Genomic DNA, 21,215 nt, shown 5'->3' with positions numbered 1-21,215 from the left:
TGCTTAATTAAGTGTTCTATTTTGAGTCGAGAAAATAGGGTCGATAACACCGTTAGCGTCATATTTGCTCCTGCAAATTGAACAGGTATTAAGTGAAGTTAGGTGTAAGTAAGCAGCCATTCATAAAATGCCAGTTAGGCTCCTACCAGCGAGCGCTTACTATCTTAATGTGGCAGTTTTTTATAAAATATGCTTATATATAAGCAATCCAACAGGCGAAATATGCTTAAGCTTAGACTTCCTCGTGGTCGCACACTCGACCTTTCAACACCCCAGATAATGGGCATTGTGAACGTAACTCCTGACTCTTTTTCAGATGGCGGTAAATATTCCCAAGCTGACAGCGCTGTCAAGCACGGTTTATCTCTACTTGAACAGGGCGCTAGCATACTTGATATCGGTGGTGAATCAACGCGACCAGGTGCACCTGATGTGACGCTGGAGCAGGAGCTTGAGCGCGTTATACCAGCCATAGAAGGGCTGCGAGCCCATTCTGATTGCATTATTTCCGTTGATACCAGTAAAGCTGAGGTGATGGCGGCTGCGATCGAGGCGGGTGCCGACATGATTAATGATGTTCGGGCACTACAAGAGCCTGGCGCATTGGAAGTAGCCGCGCGTTATAGCGACGTGCCGGTTTGCCTGATGCATATGCAAGGTCAGCCCCGGACCATGCAGCTTGAACCGAGTTATCAGGACTTATTTAAAGACATTCTTGCTTTCTTCGAATCACGCATTGCTTGCTGTGTAGAAGCTGGTATAGCGCATGAGCGCCTCATAATTGATCCAGGTTTTGGTTTTGGCAAAACGCTGGAGCATAACTTTTCGCTGTTAGGGCAATTATCATATTTTGCTGAACTAGAACTTCCAATTCTTGCCGGGTTATCCCGCAAGTCTATGTTTGGCAAATTACTGAATCGGGATACAGATGAGCGCCTTGCTGCGAGCTTGAGTGGAGCACTGCTATGTGCTCAACAGGGTGCGCAGATCATACGTGTTCATGATGTTAAAGAAACCAATGATGTGCTGCGAGTTTGGCGCGCAGCAACCCATGGAGTATATAAATGACAACTAGAAAATATTTTGGTACAGACGGTGTGCGTGGCATGGTGGGAGAATTTCCCATCACGCCAGAGTTTGCACTTAAGTTGGGCTGGGCGGCAGGTAAAGTGCTCTCCAAGTCTGGTACCAAAAAAGTAATAATTGGTAAAGACACACGCATTTCTGGCTATCTTCTGGAGACGTCTTTAGAAGCTGGTCTGATTGCTGCGGGCATTAATGTTGTGCTACTTGGCCCGATGCCCACACCTGCGGTCGCTTACTTATCACAAACTTTCCGTGCTGAAGCGGGCATAGTGATCAGTGCCTCGCACAACCCTTATCATGACAACGGCATTAAGTTCTTTGGTGGAGATGGCAAGAAGCTGCCTGATGAAGTCGAGCTGGAAATTGAAGCTATGCTTGATGAACCAATGACGTGTGTGGCTTCGGACAAACTGGGCAAAGCAAGACGACTTGAAAACGCCGATGGTCGCTACATTGAGTTTTGTAAAGGCCAGTTCCCGAATGAACTATCACTAGAGGGACTGAAGATTGTTTTAGACTGTGCCAATGGTGCCACTTATCACATTGCACCAGCCGTCATGCGAGAACTAGGTGCTGAAGTGATTTGCACAGCGTGTGAACCAAATGGGGTTAATATCAACGAAAAGTGCGGTGCAACGCACGTTGATGCGTTGAAGCGCCATGTATTGGAGCATCAGGCGGATGTTGGGATTGCCTACGATGGCGATGGCGACCGCGTAATGATGGTGGACCACAATGGCCGTGTCTTTGATGGTGATGACATTGTTTACATCATTGCCGCACAGGCTCAGCGCAGTGGACAACTAAGAGGCGGCGTGGTCGGTACTGTGATGTCGAACATGGGTCTTGAAAATGCACTGAAAGAAAAAGGCATTCCGTTTGAGCGCAGCAAAGTAGGTGACCGCTACGTGTTGAGCAAGCTCCAGGAACATGGCTGGACAATTGGCGGTGAAAGCTCTGGTCATGTGCTGAATCTCGACCTGATCCCGACAGGGGATGGTATTGTGTCAAGCTTACAGGTACTGGCAGCCATGGTTGCACAAAACCAGACACTGAAAGACTTGGGTGCCGGGTTTGTGAAATACCCGATGAAAATGATCAACGTGCGTTATGCCAAAGGCACCGATCCTGTCTCAGCTGATACAGTTCAGCAAGCCGTGAAAGAGGTTGAAGCTGAACTGGCAGATAAAGGCCGCGTATTACTGAGAAAATCAGGAACCGAGCCGGTTGTTCGTGTCATGGTTGAAGCCGAACAAGAGAAGCAAGTTATTGACTTTGCCACCAAAATCGCTCAAGTCGTTGAATCTGTGAGCAACTAAACCAAAATCCACAATTTTTTCTTGTAACTTAGGGTGAGTGGCGTTAGTATCTCACCCGCTTTCTGATGCGGAGTACTACATGGGACAAAGAAAGCCAATCGTCGCAGGCAACTGGAAAATGAACGGCTCTTGTGAGCTGATAAAAGAAATTGCCGCGGTGAGTACGCAAGTCTCAAGCGAGCAGTGTGAGGTGTTGATCTTTCCTCCGGCAGTGTTGCTATCTGAGGCAATATCTGCAGGTCTAACTTGCGGCACACAAACTGTGTCTGAGTTTGAATCTGGCGCCTATACAGGCGAAATACAAGCTTCGCTGGTTAAATCTTTGGGCGCAAATTACACCTTGGTAGGTCATTCTGAAAGACGCAGTATTTACGGCGAATCTGATGAAGACGTGGCTAACAAGTTTGCTCAAGCACAGCAAAGTGGCCTGACACCTATTTTGTGTATTGGTGAAACCCAAGCGCAAAGAGAGCAAGGCAAAACAGAAGAAGTTGTTAAACAACAGCTTGAAGCTGTAATTAAAAAATTAGGCATAGCATCACTGGCAAATTCTGTGATAGCATACGAGCCAGTTTGGGCGATTGGTACCGGTTTAACAGCCACACCAGAGCAAGCCCAGGCGACACACAAGTATATACGCGACTTGTTATCTGATTATGATAAACATGTTGCAAACGCACTGCGCATTTTATATGGCGGCAGTGTTAATGAAAGTAACAGTGAATTATTATTCGCACAGGCAGATATCGATGGCGGCCTAATCGGCGGAGCAAGTCTCAAGCCTCAAAGCTTTAAAGCTATCTGCGAAAGTGCAAAGGGATAAATAAATGTACGAGATTCTTTTGGTTATTTATTTGGTTGTCTCGCTGTCTCTGATCGGTATGATCCTGATTCAGCAGGGCAAAGGCGCTGACATGGGTTCATCCTTCGGTGCTGGCGCGTCGGCAACTGTGTTTGGTTCATCAGGTGCTGGTAACTTCATGACCAAAACAACGACAATACTTGCAACTGTGTTCTTTGTGTTAAGTATTGTATTGGGAAGCATGACTGCAAGCCAAATCAAGCAGGCTGATCAATGGGAAAATCTTGAAGCACCAGCAGCAACTGTTGCACCTGCTTCTGAAGATGTACCTGCGTCAGAAGAGTCTCAAAACAACTCAGACGTCCCGAACTAAAAAACACTTAGCGAACGTGGTGGAATTGGTAGACACGCCATCTTGAGGGGGTGGTGAGCATAGCTCGTGGGGGTTCAAGTCCCCCCGTTCGCACCAAACTCAGAGCCAGCAATGCACTGGCTCTCTCATTGTCAAAGAGAACACAAGCGTTAAACACGCATGCATTACACCGAATTGCGAATGTGGTGGAATTGGTAGACACGCCATCTTGAGGGGGTGGTGAGCATAGCTCGTGGGGGTTCAAGTCCCCCCATTCGCACCAATCGGTATTTCAAAGACCTTCCAGAATCATAAATCTCCTAAATTTAAACTACTTAGCTGCACCATTGTGCTTTTATTGAGTTACAATGAAAGAAATAAGTTTGTTCTCCTTTTTATGCATTTTTCTGCTCATTTCATTTCCCGAGTATTCCATAGCGTTAAGTCCGTTGAGATAGGCGCGAGCGGAATAAAGATAATGCGCTCTGGTGGTGAAGAGCTACTGACCTGGGCGCAGCAATGTCGGCCACCTGTCGTGGTTGTTGACTGGCTGGGGACGCGTCTGGCGTACCACGACGGCACGAGAGTGCTGACCGTCCGACTGAAAAAGTCGCTGAGTCCAAACATGCAATGCCAACTTGAAACACTTTGGATCAACACGCACAAAGCGCGCCTGCTCGGTGCAATCACCTCTATTGAGCAACTTTTACAACACCGCTATTTGTCGATACGTTACTGGGCTACAACGCGCTCAGTCATTAGTGAACTGGCAAAGTACTGGAGTGGCTGGCAAAGCCAGGCTGCACTGCCTGAGACCATCCAGCAAGCCCAGTATACAGTCGCGGAGCTCAATGCGTGGCAAGAAGCCGATCTGGCGCAATTTAGAGAAGCTTATGTTCAGGCTCAGCTCTCTCGTTATGCATCCTTTTTCGACACCATATGCGGTCAACCGCTTACTCAGGCGCAGCGCCGGGCCTGTGTCGTACAGGATGAACGTCAGTTATTGCTTGCGGGCGCCGGAACTGGCAAAACCAGTGTGATGGTTGCCAAAGCTGCTTACCTGTTACACTCGCAGCAGGCCACGGCTGAGCAAGTGTTGATGCTGGCGTATGGCAAAGAGGCTGCTGCTGAAATGCAGCAAAGGCTCAGTCACAGTAAGGTGAATGTGGAATGTGCCACTTTCCACAGCCTGGGCCTGGAGATCATTGCGCGCTCAGAGGGCAGTAAACCTAAACTGTCTGCACTTAGCCAAAGTGACACTGCCAGAGCGCAGTTTATTGCTGAGACGCTGGCATCGCTGTGTCAGGATCCGCTTTATCAGCGTGATTTACTTGCACTTCTTAAGCGTCAATTCGGCGCGACTGAGGACTGTGACAAACTGGACCTGGATTCTCATCCGGTACAAAAGCTGGTCCGTCAGTTTTCAGAGGCACTGAGTTTTTACAAGCAGGCACTGTTTTTGGGCAAAGTGCAGTCACTTAGCCAAGAGTTTGAGCTCTGGAACAGCTGTTTTCGGCCAGTGCTCACCGACTACCAACTCTATTTACAAAAAGAACAATGTATCGACTTTGATGATATGATCACCCGCGCGATTGAGCTGGTTCGCAGTGGCCAGTTCAAAAGCCCCTGGCACGTCATTTTGGTTGATGAGTTCCAGGACATTTCTCCATTAAGAGCAGCTTTACTGAAAGCTTTACTGGCGCAAAACGATAAGTATGCCCTGTTTGCCGTGGGCGATGACTGGCAGGCGATATATCGCTTCAGCGGTGGCGATATCTCCATGACAACGCATTTTGCCGAGCACTTTGGCGAAGCGACTATCCAGCAACTCGATATGACTTTTCGTTATCCACAGCAGTTACTGGATATTGCCAGCGAGTTCGTTTGTCAGAATCCAAATCAATTGATGAAGCGGGTTAACTCCAGCAAGGTGGCGACTTGTCCGGCACTGATAGCGCGCCCGGACGATGACAATGCGTTAAGCACAGCAATAGATGGGTTTATGGATCTCACGGCTGAGCCTTGCACGGTTTTATTACTCGCACGCAACCACAAGTATTTGCCCTCGGAAGAAGTACTCGCCGCACTCTCACGGCGCTTTGTGCGTGCCCGGATAACGGCACTGACCTTTCATGGTGCCAAAGGCAAGGAAGCGGACTTTTGTATTATGCTGGGATTACACCGCAATAGCCTGCCTGCCAGGCAGCAAAGTGCTGCCATTATCGAGGCGTTATTGCCTGAGGCAGAGTCATTTTTGGATGCCGAAGAGCGTCGGCTGTTTTATGTCGCACTGACCCGTGCGCGCAAGCAGGTGTGTTTGCTGGTACCTGACGATCCCAGCCCGTTCATTGAACAAACACTGACATTGCTGGACTAATACGCCAGGCAGGAATTTTCTTATCCTGACGAGAAAATAATTTTGTTGTACTTTGCATCCACAGCTTTTCATAATTCGCGCTTTGAAACACGAGTAACAACAGAGAGCCCCAATGCGCGGATGGATTATATACAAAGACTCAGCAACCCTGCTAAAGCCTGAAACTTATGAGATCAAACGACTGCTGCAAGTCGCTCAGGAAGAGAATATTGATCTGCAGGTGTATTCTCCCGATCAGTTCGATCTGCTGGTATCCCGGGAAGACGATCAGAGTGTCCTGATCGATGGCGAGCCGGTATCATTGCCCGACTTTGTGCTGCCGCGTATGGGCGCAGGCACAACCTACTTTGCGCTGGCGATCATTCGCCACCTGGAACGCCTAGGTGTGCATTGCTTTAACAGCTCAGAAGCCATCGAAACGGTTAAGGATAAGTTGTTTGCACAACAGATCCTGGCACAGCAAAATCTGCCTACGCCGAAAACCATGCTGGTAAAATTCCCGGTGAATATCGACCTGGTAGAAAAGCAAATCGGTTTTCCAGTGGTCGTGAAAACGCTCTCAGGTTCGCAGGGCAGTGGGGTCTTCTTATCTAAATCCCGTAGTGAGTTTGACGATTTGATGCAGCTTATTGAAGCGACCAGTCCGAAAGCCAATATTATTTTGCAGAAGTTTATTAAATCCAGTCATGGCAGAGACTTACGGGTACTGACCATAGGCGGCCGGGTGGTCGCTTGTATGGAGCGAAATTCTGGTGGTGCGAACTTTAAGGCCAACGTGAGTGCGGGTGCAAAAGGTCTGTCTCATCCCATAACGCCTGAGATCGAATGGCTGGCAACCCAAACGGCCAACATTCTTAACCTGGACATGGCGGGGATCGATCTGTTGTTTGATGAAGAACACTTTAAGATCTGTGAAGCCAACTCAAGCCCGGGCTTTGAAGGGCTCGAAGCGGCTGTAGATGTAGATGTAGCACGGGAAATTCTGCACTTTATCCGCATTCGCTTGGGGATCTTCGATAAGAAAAAGCCTGTGGTTGTTGAGGCCAAAAAGTCGGCAGCTAAATCACAACCTGCGGCAACGAGCGCTTAGCTTTAAGCCGTTTCAATGACTCAGATGATACTAGTCAGCACAAGTTGGCTGGTATCATAGCTTATTGATTTCTTTGGCAACTTGGTAACCATCGTCGGTGATGATCTGTTCCAGTGTCGCAACCCTTGACTTAAGTTGTTTGATTTCTTCTTGCATAGCCTGTTTCTCAGACTGATTCATCCCATCGAGCTTTTTCATTTCCAGGCGTTTAGCATAGATTTCCCTGACTGTGCCAAATCCTACTGCAATTAAGACAATCAAAAACACCATTGTGGTACCGGGCATACGTATTACTCCATTTCTAAATTTGGTACTCCAATCGTAGCAAATTTAACAGCAGAGATCTGTGGCGTATCTGTTTCAAGATGTGATTGAAGCGAATGGGCGCATAGAACGCCCATTTAGCGAATGAGGGGGGTTATTCGTACGGTAAAGGGTCATTTGCCTGGTTAAGTGAAAAGGCTTCCAGGCGCTCCTGGCAGGCGCCACACTTGCCGCACGCTTTTTCACGGCCGTTATAACAGGTCCAGGTTTTGCTGTAGTCAAGTCCCATTTTCAGGCCGTCTGTGAGGATCCCAATCTTAGTGTTGTTCAGGTAAGGACAGACAATTTCAATTTCTTCGTAATTGGCGATGCGGCAGACGTCGTCCATTTTCTTTACAAACTCGGGGCGGCAATCCGGATAAATCGCGTGGTCGCCAGAATGGGCACCGTAAAAGACTTTACTTGCTTTTAGCGACACCGCATAGCCCACGGCCAGAGACAGTAAGATCATATTGCGATTCGGCACCACCGTGCTTTTCATGCTTTCTTCTTCGTAGTGGCCTTCAGGAACATCAATATCATCGGTCAGTGAAGAGCCGCCGATCAGCTGATTGATAGCGGAAATATCGACAATTTTATGTGCAACACCGAGTTCATCACAGGCCTGACGGGCAACTTCGAGCTCTTTCACATGGCGCTGGCCATAATTAAAAGACAGTGCATAGACCTCATAGCCTGACTTGAGTGCTTTGTTCAGGACCGTATAAGAATCCATACCACCGGAATAAATAACAACGACTTTTTCGCTCATTGGTTTGCCTCGTTTATGTGCTCGAATACTCACTGACATTGCTCGCAATTTTAATAGAGGTTTATGTCAGGGCGCGATATACTACACGGCCGCTGAAAAAATGACAATCGGACGGGTCAGATAATGCCTGTTTTTCAGCGTTATGGCTGTCGCCAATATAAAATGTAAACCTTATTAAGTCGTCATGTATCCGGTTTGATCCCGGGATGTAAAGTGAGTTCGGAGCTGTTTTGTACAAGATCAATGAAGTGTTTGAAACCATCCAGGGTGAAGCCAGCCACACTGGCGTGCCTTCCATTTTTGTGCGCTTGCAGGGGTGTCCTGTTGGTTGCGCCTGGTGTGATACCAAGCAAACCTGGGAGGTAGACCCCGTTTATCTTGTGAGTCTTGAACAAACAGTCGAAAAGAAAGCGGACTCAGACTACTGGGCCAATGCCACGCCTGAGCAACTGTTAACTTTGTTTGAAGAGCGCGGTTACACCGCAAAGCATGTTGTGATCACCGGCGGTGAGCCTTGTATGTACGACCTCAACCCCTTGTGTGACGCATTGCATGCCAGGGGCTACCATACTCAGGTTGAAACCAGTGGCACCTTCGAGATCCTGGTTCCGAAAGAAACCTGGGTCACGGTCTCTCCAAAAATTAATATGCGCGGAGGCTACAAAGTGCTGACCAGTGCCATGCAAAGGGCGGATGAAATCAAGCATCCGGTTGCGATGGAAAAGCATGTGGAAGAGCTGGAGGCTTTGTTTGAACAAACCGGCGTGCAACCTAAATTAGTCTATTTGCAACCTATCAGCCAGAAGGCCAAAGCCACAAAGCTGGCAATCGATACCTGTAAACAGAAAAACTGGCGCTTATCTGTGCAAGTACATAAATACATAGGGATCAGCTAACCGGTGCTGCTTTAGCCAGCGGTTTCACCTTTAGCCAAATCTCCAGCGCAATCACGTGGCTTGCAGGGTCTGCCTCGTTGTTGCGCTCAGTGGGTTGGTTGTAGTGTTCGATTAACGGCGCATCATCCGGCTCAAAGCCACTGTTTGGTAACCAGGCGGCATACAGTGCCAGCTGAAACGGCAGCAAATTTCCTACCAAATCGTGATAGCGAAAAACGGCGTACTGACCTGCGGCTAAAGTGCTGAGCCTGAACGGACTCACAACGGCTGATTTTAATCCGTCCGGTATCCCCAGCGCACCGTCATACCTGGCTTTGTCCAGCGGGGTAAATAGCGGATTATCGTGGCCGAATCCAAGTTTAGTCGTCGTTTGCGGGTCCAGATCATGTGTCTGAGCCCATTGCTGGAGTTGCTCCCAGCACTGCCAGATCCCGTCGAGGTGATAACCCCGAGGTGCTCTGAGTGTACACAGCGTCATCGAGTCTATGTTTATGATCCGCTCCGGAGTTGGGTTAAGCGCAGGTGGGTGTGCTGACACCCGTTCAGCTTGCAGCTGCATGAGTAATTCTACGTTTATCTTTTGTGGTGTCAGGCTATTTGCCAGTTGTTTTCTTAGTCGCTCTGTTTTTCTTACACTGACTGGCGTAATGCCATAGTGCTCTTTAAAAGAGCGCGTAAAGTTGGCGCTACCTGAGTAGCCGCAATCCAGCGCAATGTCCGTGACACTTTTATCTGGATGAAAAAACAGCAAAGAGGCGGCGCGCTCAAGCCGTACCCGGTTACTGTATTGCGTCAGTGATTCTCCCATCAGAGCAGAAAAGATGCGCTGGAAGTGATATTTAGAAAAATGACTGAGCACGGCCGCCTGTTCCAGCGTAACGGATTGGTCTGGATGGTTGTGGATGTAAGCGACCACCGGCTTTAATCGTTCGAAATACAAGTCGCGATGCTTGTTGTGCTGATCAATATGCTGCATTAGAAACTTCCAATCGATTTAAGCGTGTCTTTTTGTAGTGAAACCAACACAGAATGCAGGTGGCCAGTGCGGCGATGACGTCGGCACCAACAATCGCCATAAAAATTCCATTAAGATCAAACCACAATGGCAAAATCAGCAGCAAAGGCGTAAACACAAATAAGACTCTGAGTGCACTATAAAAGCTGGCCCGGCGTGTATCGCCAACGGACTGATAAAAACCACTGGCGAGCAGCATAAAAGCAATGAGTGGTAAGCCCCACAGTGCCGAGTGTATCATGATCTCGCCCCTCGTAATAAGCTCAGACTGCTCGGTAAACCAGGTCATAATGCTGAAGGAAAACCCGACTAAAACAAGGATCAGTAGTGTCGCGTAGAACACCATCGACAGCAGTGCTATTTTAATTGATTTGCGTACACGGGCCATATTCTGTGCGGCAAAGTTGTATGCGCACAAAGTTTGAAAGGTGACCAGCATAGCAACCAGAGGCAGAGTGGCAAAGGCCAGCACCCGACTTAATATGCCGTAAGCTATCAGCCAGTTTTCATCGGCTATCTTGATCAGTTGACTGTTCATGAGTGCGGCTTGCCAGCCAAGGCAAAGTTGGGTGATCAGTATGGGCGCGCCGGTAGCCAAAACGGCTAGCCACTTGCCTGGCTTAAATGAAAAGTGAATTTGGCTATGTTTGTTTGAGCTCCTAAGCATGAAAATGGCCATGACCAATGCGGCGGCCTGTGAAGCGACTGTGGCAATAGCTGCGCCCGACACGCCCCATTCGAATACGGCAATAAACACGTAATCCAGTAAGATGTTGAGCCCTGAGGCCGTTAACATTAACAGCATTAGCTTTTGTGGCTGTCCTTCGGCACGGAAAATATCTCCAAGTACAGGAAGAAGTATGGCGACAAAGCTAAAAAGTATGATGGGATGCAGGTAAGCATATGCATCGGCTTTGAATACCGCCTGTACGCTCAGCCAGTCTAATATTTCCAGTGGATAGAGCCAGCCTAAAAGCAGCAGTATTGTGCTGAGGACGGCGGCGATTTGTAATGTATGGCCTATTATCATTCCCGCTTTTGCACGCTGTTGAGCGCCCAGCTGGCGTGTTACGAGCGTGGCCATACCGGCACTGAGCATGGCAGCCAGAGCGGCAATGGCCATTTGTATCGGGAACACCATGGCAACGGCCCCCAGAGCTTGCTCACCAACAAAGTGGCTGATAAAAAGGCCGTCGATAAGGTTATAAAGACCAATGACAAGCATGCCAATACAGATTGGAATAAAATGTTTAACAAACAAGCTTATTACAGGCTCGGTTGCGAGGCGCTCTGCGCCGTGAGACGCCTCGTCGTGGTTGACAGACATGGCTATTTTCCTGAACTAAATAAAAGTCAGGCTAGTCTATTGGCCTTCTTTCAGGAAAAATATTCAAATCTTGCGCAGTGAGCATCTTTGCTCAATAACATTCAGAGCTGCCCATTTCGATAATGCGATTGGTTTCGCCGCTGTTTTTGAATAAGTAAAGGCTTTTATTGATGTCGTTGAGTACGCCCCGCCAGTTAGGCTTGGCCTTACTGAGTGCAAAATAGAGGTTATTGTACTTCAAAGCAGGCTCAACGTTTTCCAGCCCTCTTAACAAAGTCACCTTTTCTGATTTACTCAGATCTGAATAACTGACGGTAAAGCGCAGCACTTTAGGGTCGCCAATGATCAGGTCAACGCGCTTGCCTACCAGCAATTTAACCAGTTGCAGGTCGTCGACGGCCTCAACAATCACAAATTCGTTGTTGTCCATCATGGCGTCAAATTCCGGGGTATTCTGATAGCCACGCACTACGCCTATGGTTGCCCCTTTGATTGCATTAAGGTTGCCCTCAAAGTTATCCGCTTCTCCGCGGCGCTTCAGCAGGGTGATCTCCCCCCCTGGGTAAGCGTTAGACAGTGCCAGCAACTCTCGGCGCGTTTTGCCTTGATAGTTATCCGACGGCGAGGCATCTTCGATAAAGTACTCGGGGAAAAGAATGTCTGCCCGGCCTGATTCAACAGCCTTAACGGCCCTTGCCCAGGGCAGGAATTCAACATAAACAGGATAATCCTGATCGGCCAGGATTGAGATGGTAAACTGAAAAACCCAGCCTTTATTACATAACTGATCGCCAATATAAGGTGGCCAGTCCAGCGTCACCAGATGCAACAGTGGTTTGTCGCCACTCTTATTGTAGAGATAACCGTTACGATATTGCTCACCCTGAACCATGATGTACTTCCCTTGCTTGAAATAACCGACATTCAGGCTGGCAAAAGTGCTCAGAGAAGCGCTGCACAGTAACAGCAACAATACGACCCTGGTGAGTGTTTTCATAACGTGTTTCCCGGTGCCCACAATTAAGATAAAAGCGTTTAAAAATAAAGCGATGAGTTTGCTTTGTGGCTACATCGTTTATTCACTAAGTCTAGACATTATCACGCTAAAAGGAAGGGAAGAAGACAATAAGGCCAGCATTTTGCTGGCCTTATTCTAGACAATTAGTCTAACAGATACGGTGCGCTTAGATTACTGCACCAATTCCTGTTCCGAAAATTCATCGGCGAACAGTGGGCTCGACAGGTAGCGCTCTGTCGCACTTGGCAGGATAACCACGATGTTCTTATCCGCATTTTCCGGTTTCTCAGCAAGGCGTTTTGCTGCAACGACTGCTGCACCAGATGAAATACCCACTAAGATACCTTCATCTTTCATTAGCTGATGTGCCATGGCAATCGCATCTTCGTTAGATACTTGCTCTGTACCATCCAGTAGTTCAAGATCCAGGTTACCAGGAATGAAGCCTGCGCCAATACCCTGAATTTTGTGTGGACCAGGTTTCAATTCTTCACCGGCCAGCGCCTGAGAGATCACGGCTGAATCAACAGGCTCTACCGCGATAGACTTAACGTCCAGGCCTTTTTCTTTTTTCAGGTAACGCGTTACACCAGAAATCGTACCGCCAGTACCAACGCCTGCAACGAAGTAGTCAATTGCACCGTCCATCGCTTCGAAAATCTCAGGACCTGTGGTCTCTTCATGGATTTTCGGGTTAGCCGGGTTTTCGAACTGTTGTAACAGCACATATTTTTCTGGGTCACCGGCCAGGATTTCATTGGCTTTTTCAATGGCGCCTTTCATGCCTTTGGCACCTTCGGTCAGTACCAGGTTAGCACCCAGGGCTTTAAGCAGCTTACGGCGCTCAAGGCTCATTGTGTTTGGCATGGTCAGTGTCAGTTTGTATCCGCGAGATGCAGCAACAAATGCCAGTGCAATACCTGTGTTACCTGAGGTAGGCTCAATAAGTTCTTTGCCTTCGCTTAGCAAGCCGGCTTTTTCAGCTTCCCAAATCATAGAAGCGCCGATGCGGCATTTTACGCTGAAGCTCGGGTTACGAGATTCAATCTTGGCAAAAACATTGCCACCGGTTACGCGGTTAAGTTTAACAATCGGGGTGTTGCCAATAGACAGGCTGTTATCTGCAAAAACGTTCGACATAATTTTCCCTTGAATGAGCTAAGGATATTTAATACTAGTCACACTTTACTGGGGTTGTAGCAAAACGAAAGGAAAGAATGGCTATAAGATATATTAAAAAGGCTTATGCCTTGATGGAATAAAAAAATAAATATGTATAATAAAAGAGCAGTTTACAGCCAAGCAGATTTTGCATCTCTGATTGGCTGTATGCAGCGGGCTTTAAAGCAACCAGGCGTAGCTGAACTTGGCAAAGAACGTCTTGTTATCTTTGCTGATTTTGCTCAGGTCGTCATCTTGGTAGCCATTGTCTGAGTAACCCGCAAAAAATACGGTTTGCGGATTCAGTTTATAAGCGTAGAGCAGCTGCGTGCTCAGGCGTTTGTACTGACTGTCTACATCGTCGATATAGTTGGCCTGATTACGGCGGATATCTGTTTTGATGAACGCCAGTCTCAGATAGCTGTTGATATTAAACTGATAAGTAAAACGTATGTCGCTCAGGTTTGCGGTAAACACCTCCATGCCATCAGCGGTGAGTTTCTGATAGGTGTGACGCAGGCGTACCTCAAAATGCTGGCCAAGGTAAAAGTCCAGTAAAGGGCGGATATAACGCTCATCTGCCATACGGTTATTGGCTAAATCGACACGGTTGCCTGTGCGTAGCGTTAACCCGCTGAACACGCCCGGTGCGGGTTTACTCTCCAGATAGATCCACTGAGTGTTTTCGCTGAACAGATCGGTATTGCCGTCTATGGCCAGGCTGGATTCGTCATGACGTAAACCGGCACGCTTACGATGATCGACGCCAAAGTCAATGGTGCTTTGCAACGGACCACTGATGGCTATGTTACTCTGTATTTCTTTTTCCAGCAGTTCGCCATTTTCATTGTGGCTGATATCCCAGTCGGTATACCAGCGGGTGCGGTTCCACCAGGTCTGTTCATCACCATACCAGCGGTATTCAAAGCCGGTGATGAACTTATTAAAATCGACCTGAGACAAAAAGCCCATGTCGGCGCGCAGTGCTGCGTCATAGTTGCGATAGCTGGCAAAGGCTTTCCAGTGCTTCTGGTTATGACGATAGTCGAGCATATAACCCAGACCCTGGTTGTCATCCTCAAGTTGAGTACGCAACACACTTTCGTCTATTTCACAGTTTTCCAGCGTTTCATCGTCGCATAGCTCTTTCACCATGGCCGGGTCGTAGTCGGTTTTTGAAGTCAGGATCTGTGCTTTAAAGGTATCGTTGGCGGTGGGCTCGTACTTACCATCTAAGCTGAGCAACTGGTTCTTGTAGTCTTCACTTTGCCGGGTTGTGGTGAGCGCGCCCACAGACAGCGTCTCGTTGGCATCATATCGATAGCGCAGTGCGGCATTTTCACTTTTTTGCTCTAATGAAACTACGCTGGACCCCAAATTACCCGGCACCATAACATTGGTAAACTCATCGTTAGTCACAAAAGCGGCATAGGTGTGGCCCTGTTTGCTGCCGGTTAATTTGGCACCATAGTCGGGGGCCGCAATGTTTCGGGTATGCAACAGATTAATGTGGGAGGAAAAATAGTCCGCATTGTCGAGAAAAAATGCGCGTTTTTCCGGGAAGAACAAGCTAAAGCTGTTGTTTACACTAAGCTGACCATTGTCGGCTTCCACCTGAGAAAAATCCGGGTTCAGCGTGGCGTTTAAGGTGGTATCCGGTGTAATGGCCCATTTAACGTCCAGCCCTGGCTCATAGTTAGTATCGTCTTCCCAGTCCGGGATAGTGCTGCCGTCTATGTCTCTGGTTTGCTGATGACTGACCACCATCGCTGGGATCACAGCCAGGTTGCTGTTTTGTTTGGTACCAGAAAACCCGGTGAATGCTGGCATCTGACACACCCAGCACTGATTTTCATGGGCAATTTGCATACTGGAAATCCGAAGTCGCTCACTGCGCGGATAAAAACGCAAAAACTCCATGGCCATGGTTTTAGTGTCCTGGCTATCGTCAAAGTTGAGCACACGCAGCGGGATCTCCACTTCAACCACATAGCCTGTGTCATTAATCTGGCCTGCAGAGTCCCAGATACCGTTCCAGGAGCTGTCTTCGCTGTCACTGAGTACGTTTTCTATGGAATCCTGCTGGACGCCAAGGGGATTAATAAAAAACTGATAAGCACTGCGGCCGTTGTTGAAAGAATCAATTTTGATGCCGACGAGGTCGTCGTTCCAGCTGCGGTCCCGGTCGCGGAAAAACGCCCTGATCTGAGCGGGGTCGGGGTCCTTGGCATCGAAGGCCAGAAACAACGACTGACCATTTTCAAATACCCGTACACTGGTTGTCACCGGGCTTTGCGTATTTTCGTATGGCCAGGTGACATTGTCGATGGCAATGAGCTTTGCCTGTTGCCATACGGTTTCATCCATTTTTCCGTCGATGTTCACGCTGGCGTTGATATAAGGAATGGCAGGCTCGGCAGCAAGGCTGGAAGCACTAAACCACAGGCAGGGTGCAATGATTGAGAGTGAGCTTAAAACTTTATTTAACATTATTATCGGAATTGATAGCACAACTTTGATGGCGCATTAAATACCAGAGACACAGTGTGAACAATTGTTTAGCGTTTAACAGCAAAGTGGCCGGGTTGAGTGGTATTTTATTTATATTTTGTGAACAGTTGGTCAAGTCATATCGCAGAACTATGTACCTGCATTGTCATTCCATGGTAAAAAGGCGCATCTGTTTTCAATCAGGCGTGTTGTATGTCTCTTATTTTAAAACTTGTCGCTGGTATTTTCGCCGGTGTACTGGCGGGCTTTTATTTGCCTATGCTGATGGTCGAACTGCTTTATACCGTTAAGGTGATCATCGGGCAGCTGATCTCTTTTACTATTCCACTGATCATCTTGTTTTATATCGCATCCGGTATTGCGGGGCTACCCAAGGCGTCTGGCCATTTGTTAGGTAAGACAGTTGGCTTTGCTTACGGCTCTACAGTTATTGCCGGTACTTTGGCTGTCCTTTTAGTCAGCCTGGCTGTGCCCATGTTTGAAGGCAGCGTTGCTTACCAGGCCGCAGAGGCCACTAAAATAGAAAGCCTAATTAAGCTGCAAGTGCCGCCGCTGATGGGGGTTATGACGGCGCTGGCAACGGCATTTGTCTTCGGTATTGGGATCAGTCAGCTTCACCTGACTCAGCTTAAGCAAGTGGTTGATCAGGGACGTGATGTGATTGACGCGCTGCTGGCTAAAGTGATTATTCCTGCACTGCCATTCTACATTGCCGGTGTATTTGCAGAGATGGCTGTTGCAGGTACCGTGGCAGATACGCTGAGCACGTTTGGCGTGGTGCTACTGGCGGCAGTGGCGATGCACTGGCTGTGGTTGGCGTTTTTGTATATCAGCTCAGGCATCTTACTAAAGCGCAATCCACTTGAACTGATTAAAAATATGCTGCCGGCTTATTTTACCGCCATTGGTACTATGTCCAGCGCAGCGACCATTCCGGTTTCCCTGCGTGCCAGTAAATCGAATAATGTGAAAGAAGAAGTGGCCAACTTCACAGTGCCTTTATGCGCCACTATTCATTTGTCAGGTTCAACAATCACCATAGTGACCTGTACTATGGCCGTGATGCTGCTATCACCTGAGATGACATTACCGTCTCTGAGCCAGATGTTACCTTTCATTTTTATGCTGGGCATTGTTATGATTGCGGCTCCGGGTGCACCTGGCGGTGCTGTCATGTCTGCTTTGGGTCTGCTGAGCACTATGCTTGGGTTTGACGAAAGTGCCGTTGCTTTGATGATTGCCCTGTATCTGGCACAAGACAGCTTTGGTACAGCTTGTAATGTAACCGGCGATGGTGTTATTGCCCTGTGGGTAGACCGTTTCTCAGATCAGGACCTGAAGTTGCATGGCAATTCATAGCCAGGCTCTAATACTAAAGGCTGTTTTTACCTAAAGTAGAAACTCGAATTGATTATGCTTTGCAATTTTCTGTGTTACTCTTGCAAAGCATAATACATTCACAATGCGCGGATAATGCACGCATTATCAGACGATTATATAAACGACATATGGCAGTTATTGCCGTTACCAAGGCTAGTGTGAGGGTTACCCGTTGATTAACGTACTTTTAGTTGATGATCATGAACTTGTCAGAACCGGTATTAAGCGTATTCTGGATGATGTACGCGGGTTTAAAGTGGTCGGAGAGGCTAAAACGGGTGAAGAGGCGGTCAGTTATTGTCGTCAGAGTGAACCTGATATCGTATTAATGGATATGAATATGCCAGGTATTGGCGGTCTGGAAGCAACTAAGAAAATTTGTCGCTACTGTCCGGATGTAAAAGTCATTGTGCTGACTGTGCATTGCGAAGATCCGTTTCCCAGCAAGGTCATGCAGATTGGTGCACATGGTTATTTAACCAAAAGTGCCGGTCCGGATGAGATGATCAATGCGATCCGTGCTGTGAATGCTGGTCAACGTTACATTGCCCCCGAAATTGCGCAGCAAATTGCGCTGGCACAGTTTAGTGGCAAAGTGGATGAAAACCCGTTCCAGTCGTTGTCAGATCGCGAACTTCAGATCATGCTGATGATCACCAAAGGTGAAAAAGCGCAGGACATAGCAGACAGGCTCAACCTGAGCTCAAAAACGGTCAACAGCTACCGTTATCGCATGTTTGAGAAGCTTAACGTCAGCGGTGATGTCGAGTTAACACACCTGGCTATCCGCCATAAAATGATTGATATCGACAGCTCTCACTAGGTGAGCGTGTTGTTCTGAATAGAGATAATTCTCAGCCATGGCAGTGTTTGATAGTCAGGCGTTTCTCAAAACGCTGACCACGGAACCTGGTGTCTATCGTATGTATGACGAAGACCACCAGGTGATTTATGTCGGTAAAGCCAAAAACCTCAAAAAGCGCGTCAGTAGCTACTTTCGCAGCAATATACCGGATGCTAAAACCCGGGTTCTGGTGAGCAATATTCGTCATATTGAAGTCACTTTGACGAATACCGAAACCGAGGCCTTGCTGCTTGAAAACAACCTGATCAAAAAGTACCAACCCAGGTACAATATTCTGCTGCGCGATGACAAGTCGTATCCTTATATTTTACTGACCGATCATCGCCATCCTCGACTTGCGTTTCATCGTGGCTCCAGGAAGAAAAAGGGCGAGTACTTTGGCCCTTTCCCCAGCAGTGCCGCGGTGTCGGAAAGTTTGCGACTGATGCAGAAAATTTTCCCCGTCAGACAATGCGAAGACGCCTATTATCGGGCGCGCAGTCGACCTTGTTTGCAATATCAACTGAAACGCTGCTCAGCCCCTTGTGTGGCGAAAGTCAGTGACGAAGACTACACCGAGCAGGTTGATATGGTCCGCCAGTTTCTGAGCGGTAAATCACATCAGGTGATTGCGACTTTGGTCGGGAAAATGGAACAGGCGAGCATGGCGCTGAATTTTGAAGCAGCCGCCAAGTTTCGGGATCAAATCGCGCTGCTGCGTCAGATGCAGGAGCAACAGTCTGTTGCGGGTAATTTCGCTGAAATGGATGTAATTGGCTTTGCACAGCTTAACGGCCTGTGCGCCATCCATATGTTGATGATCCGCGAGCATAAGGTACTGGGATCAAAAACCTTCTTTCCAAAAATTCCCAAAGATTCAGGTCGTGAAGAAATCCTCACCAGTTTTGTCGGCCAGTATTATGTGTCGACCGGCAGTCATGGCCGGATAGCCAAAGATATTGTATTGCCGTTCGACATTGCTGAGCTGGACGACCTGGCCGCAGCGCTGACACAGGTTGCCGAGCGTAAAGTTCAGCTCAGGGTGAATGTGCGCTCAGAGCGGGCGCAGTATCTGGAGCTTGCCAACAAGAATGCCCTGAACAGCATTATGGTAAAGCAAAATGCGCAGGACTCTATCGACAAACGGTATGCCAAACTAAAAGCGGCGCTGGGCGTGTCGGATATCAACCGCATGGAGTGTTTTGATATCAGTCATACCATGGGGGAAAACACCGTGGCATCATGTGTGGTGTTTGACGGTCAGGGGCCTAACAATCGTGAATATCGCCGTTATAATGTTACGGGTATTACGCCGGGAGACGACTACGCGGCCATGGCATTTGCGCTGAACAAACGCTACGGCAAAGTCACAGATCCCGATAAAGTGCCCGATATTATTTTTATCGATGGCGGTAAAGGCCAGCTGTCCAGAGCAGAGTCGTTTTTCGAATCCTGGACACTGGAGAAGTTGCCAATGCTGATCGGTGTGGCAAAAGGCACCAGCCGTAAGCCTGGGTTAGAAACCCTGCTGATCGATGGCGGACGCAAAACCATTAATCTGGAAAGCGACTCGCCGGCACTGCATTTGATCCAGCATATTCGTGATGAGTCTCACCGTTTTGCGATAGCGGGACACAGAAGTAAGCGTCAAAAACAACGCACGCAATCCGTTCTGGAAGAAATTGAAGGCGTAGGCCTGAAGCGACGCCAGGCACTGCTTAAATACCTTGGAGGAATGCAGGGCGTAAAAGCCGCCAATATACAACAACTAAAACAAGTGCCCGGGATCAGCCCTCAGCTGGCTGAAAAGATATTTAACCATTTGCATGACAAAGCTTAAGCGTTCATGCGAACATAGTAAAAAAAGAGTCTCTCTTAGTAGTTATGTGGAACATTCCAAACACGCTCACAACATTTAGGTTGTTACTTATTCCTGTATTTGCAGTGATCTTCTATTTGCCTTATTCATGGGCATTTTTTGCTGCCGCTTTTATTTTCTGGCTGGCATCGGTAACCGATATTCTTGATGGCTACCTGGCTCGCAAGCTGGAACAGTCAACGCCCTTTGGCGCTTTTTTAGATCCCGTAGCCGACAAAGTGATGGTGAGTGTGGCGCTGGTGGTGCTGGCAACGCATTATCAAAACATGTTTATGACCATTGCTACCATTGTCATTATTAGTCGTGAAATCGTTATCTCAGCCCTCAGAGAGTGGATGGCAGAGCAGGGCAAGCGTGGTCATGTGGCGGTGTCCTGGATGGGTAAGTTTAAGACCGCTGCACAAATGCTGGCCATTATTGGTTTGATTTGGCAGTTTGCGCCCTGGATGGTGATGCTAAGTTATGCATTGTTAGCCATTGCCACTTTGCTGACTGTGGTGTCTATGGTGCAGTATTTCTATGCTGCTCGTACCGAATTGGTTAAATCTTAGTATTCATTGGCTGAATACAAAGCGTTTTAGATAAAAAATAAGCAAACGATTAAAAAGCTTCATTTTTTATGTTGACGCCTCCCGGAACTTCTGTAGAATGCGTCCGTGTTGAGAGGCAACAGCCTAACAAAAAGAGAAGTTCAAAACGCTTCAATATGTTGAAAGTTTTGAATTTAACTAGGGTTTAAAGCTGAAATTTTAAATTTCTAGTAACGCGAGTATAGCTCAGCTGGATGAATGAAAAGACGCAACCTTGCATCTTACATTTAGCCACTAAGTTAAAAAGCAGTATGGAACGCGAGTATAGCTCAGCTGGTAGAGCGCAACCTTGCCAAGGTTGAGGTCACGAGTTCGAACCTCGTTACTCGCTCCAATTTCTCTTTATCTGACTTAGTCAGAGTAGTGTGGCGGAATGGCAGAGTGGCCATGCAGCGGATTGCAAATCCGTCTACCTCGGTTCGACTCCGGGTTCCGCCTCCATTTTCTCAACAAACTCCACATGCGAAAGCAGCCCGATGCCCGGGTGGTGGAA

Annotated in this window: 18 protein-coding genes and 4 tRNA genes; 15 read left to right on the top strand and 7 right to left on the bottom strand. The window is 48.0% G+C overall.

Annotation, left to right across the window (positions count from 1 at the left end):
• The first annotated feature begins 222 nt into the window (after nt 1-222).
• The 8 genes from folP (at nt 223) to TW77_RS14835 (ending at nt 7,026) form a co-directional block, all read left to right on the top strand.
• A complete protein-coding gene (folP, locus tag TW77_RS14870) occupies nt 223-1,068 on the top strand; it encodes a dihydropteroate synthase (RefSeq protein ID WP_046005774.1) in 846 nt (281 codons plus the stop codon).
• Nucleotides 1,065-2,405, top strand: coding sequence for a phosphoglucosamine mutase (glmM, locus tag TW77_RS14865; RefSeq protein ID WP_046005773.1), 1,341 nt, complete (start codon nt 1,065-1,067; stop codon nt 2,403-2,405). Before folP ends, glmM begins: the two co-directional genes overlap by 4 nt.
• A gap of 79 nt (nt 2,406-2,484) precedes the next feature.
• Nucleotides 2,485-3,228, top strand: coding sequence for a triose-phosphate isomerase (gene tpiA / locus TW77_RS14860; RefSeq protein ID WP_046005772.1), 744 nt, complete (start codon nt 2,485-2,487; stop codon nt 3,226-3,228).
• Nucleotides 3,229-3,232: 4 nt separating this feature from the next.
• The gene (secG, locus tag TW77_RS14855; protein ID WP_046005771.1) at nt 3,233-3,580 is read left to right on the top strand and encodes a preprotein translocase subunit SecG; all 348 of its coding nucleotides are present in this window, start codon (nt 3,233-3,235) and stop codon (nt 3,578-3,580) included.
• 10 nt (nt 3,581-3,590) lie between these two features.
• Nucleotides 3,591-3,676, top strand: a tRNA-Leu gene (locus TW77_RS14850).
• An 80-nt stretch (nt 3,677-3,756) separates the two neighbouring features.
• Nucleotides 3,757-3,842, top strand: a tRNA-Leu gene (locus TW77_RS14845).
• A gap of 195 nt (nt 3,843-4,037) precedes the next feature.
• On the top strand, nt 4,038-5,936 hold the full coding sequence (locus TW77_RS14840; protein ID WP_052713210.1) for a UvrD-helicase domain-containing protein: 1,899 nt from the start codon (nt 4,038-4,040) through the stop codon (nt 5,934-5,936).
• 112 nt (nt 5,937-6,048) lie between these two features.
• Nucleotides 6,049-7,026, top strand: a complete 978-nt coding sequence (locus TW77_RS14835; RefSeq protein WP_046005769.1) for an ATP-grasp domain-containing protein — start codon at nt 6,049-6,051, stop codon at nt 7,024-7,026.
• A 54-nt stretch (nt 7,027-7,080) separates the two neighbouring features.
• Here TW77_RS14835 and TW77_RS14830 read toward each other — a convergent pair whose 3' ends face one another.
• Entirely contained in the window at nt 7,081-7,311 is a 231-nt protein-coding gene (locus TW77_RS14830) for a hypothetical protein (RefSeq protein WP_046005768.1), read from the bottom strand.
• A gap of 133 nt (nt 7,312-7,444) precedes the next feature.
• The gene (gene queC, locus TW77_RS14825; protein WP_046005767.1) at nt 7,445-8,101 is read right to left on the bottom strand and encodes a 7-cyano-7-deazaguanine synthase QueC; all 657 of its coding nucleotides are present in this window, start codon (nt 8,099-8,101) and stop codon (nt 7,445-7,447) included.
• Nucleotides 8,102-8,331: 230 nt separating this feature from the next.
• Here queC and queE point away from each other — a divergent pair, with 230 nt between their 5' ends.
• Nucleotides 8,332-8,997, top strand: coding sequence for a 7-carboxy-7-deazaguanine synthase QueE (gene queE / locus TW77_RS14820; RefSeq protein WP_046005766.1), 666 nt, complete (start codon nt 8,332-8,334; stop codon nt 8,995-8,997).
• Here queE and TW77_RS14815 read toward each other — a convergent pair.
• The 5 genes from TW77_RS14815 to TW77_RS14795 form a co-directional block, all read right to left on the bottom strand.
• Nucleotides 8,990-9,973, bottom strand: a complete 984-nt coding sequence (locus tag TW77_RS14815; RefSeq protein WP_046005765.1) for an AraC family transcriptional regulator — start codon at nt 9,971-9,973, stop codon at nt 8,990-8,992. The two genes, queE and TW77_RS14815, sit on opposite strands and share 8 nt — an antisense overlap.
• Nucleotides 9,960-11,339 (bottom strand): MATE family efflux transporter, encoded by a 1,380-nt coding sequence (locus TW77_RS14810; RefSeq protein ID WP_046005764.1) that lies wholly within the window; start codon nt 11,337-11,339, stop codon nt 9,960-9,962. The genes TW77_RS14815 and TW77_RS14810 overlap by 14 nt, the downstream gene beginning before the upstream one ends.
• A gap of 91 nt (nt 11,340-11,430) precedes the next feature.
• Nucleotides 11,431-12,336: a substrate-binding periplasmic protein gene (locus TW77_RS14805; protein ID WP_205623876.1), complete on the bottom strand. Its 906-nt coding sequence runs from the start codon at nt 12,334-12,336 to the stop codon at nt 11,431-11,433.
• A gap of 192 nt (nt 12,337-12,528) precedes the next feature.
• Nucleotides 12,529-13,497, bottom strand: a complete 969-nt coding sequence (gene cysK / locus TW77_RS14800; protein ID WP_046005763.1) for a cysteine synthase A — start codon at nt 13,495-13,497, stop codon at nt 12,529-12,531.
• A gap of 201 nt (nt 13,498-13,698) precedes the next feature.
• Nucleotides 13,699-16,008, bottom strand: a complete 2,310-nt coding sequence (locus tag TW77_RS14795) for a carbohydrate binding family 9 domain-containing protein (protein ID WP_046005762.1) — start codon at nt 16,006-16,008, stop codon at nt 13,699-13,701.
• 213 nt (nt 16,009-16,221) lie between these two features.
• Between TW77_RS14795 and TW77_RS14790 the strand changes: the two genes are divergently transcribed.
• The 6 genes from TW77_RS14790 (at nt 16,222) to TW77_RS14765 (ending at nt 21,163) form a co-directional block, all read left to right on the top strand.
• Complete coding sequence (locus TW77_RS14790; protein ID WP_046005761.1) at nt 16,222-17,388, top strand: dicarboxylate/amino acid:cation symporter; 1,167 nt, start codon at nt 16,222-16,224, stop codon at nt 17,386-17,388.
• 193 nt (nt 17,389-17,581) lie between these two features.
• The gene (uvrY, locus tag TW77_RS14785) at nt 17,582-18,232 is read left to right on the top strand and encodes a UvrY/SirA/GacA family response regulator transcription factor (protein ID WP_010385932.1); all 651 of its coding nucleotides are present in this window, start codon (nt 17,582-17,584) and stop codon (nt 18,230-18,232) included.
• Nucleotides 18,233-18,269: 37 nt separating this feature from the next.
• Nucleotides 18,270-20,093: an excinuclease ABC subunit UvrC gene (gene uvrC, locus TW77_RS14780; protein ID WP_046005760.1), complete on the top strand. Its 1,824-nt coding sequence runs from the start codon at nt 18,270-18,272 to the stop codon at nt 20,091-20,093.
• Nucleotides 20,094-20,137: 44 nt separating this feature from the next.
• Nucleotides 20,138-20,683 (top strand): CDP-diacylglycerol--glycerol-3-phosphate 3-phosphatidyltransferase, encoded by a 546-nt coding sequence (pgsA, locus tag TW77_RS14775; RefSeq protein ID WP_046005759.1) that lies wholly within the window; start codon nt 20,138-20,140, stop codon nt 20,681-20,683.
• Nucleotides 20,684-20,980: 297 nt separating this feature from the next.
• Nucleotides 20,981-21,056: transfer RNA gene (locus tag TW77_RS14770), tRNA-Gly, on the top strand.
• 33 nt (nt 21,057-21,089) lie between these two features.
• Nucleotides 21,090-21,163: transfer RNA gene (locus tag TW77_RS14765), tRNA-Cys, on the top strand.
• The last annotated feature ends 52 nt before the right edge of the window (nt 21,164-21,215 follow it).

This window comes from Pseudoalteromonas rubra (genome assembly GCF_000967655.1).
In the GTDB taxonomy this organism is placed as follows: Bacteria; Pseudomonadota; Gammaproteobacteria; order Enterobacterales; family Alteromonadaceae; genus Pseudoalteromonas; species Pseudoalteromonas rubra_A.
This window is presented reverse-complemented; position numbering and strand designations above follow the sequence as displayed.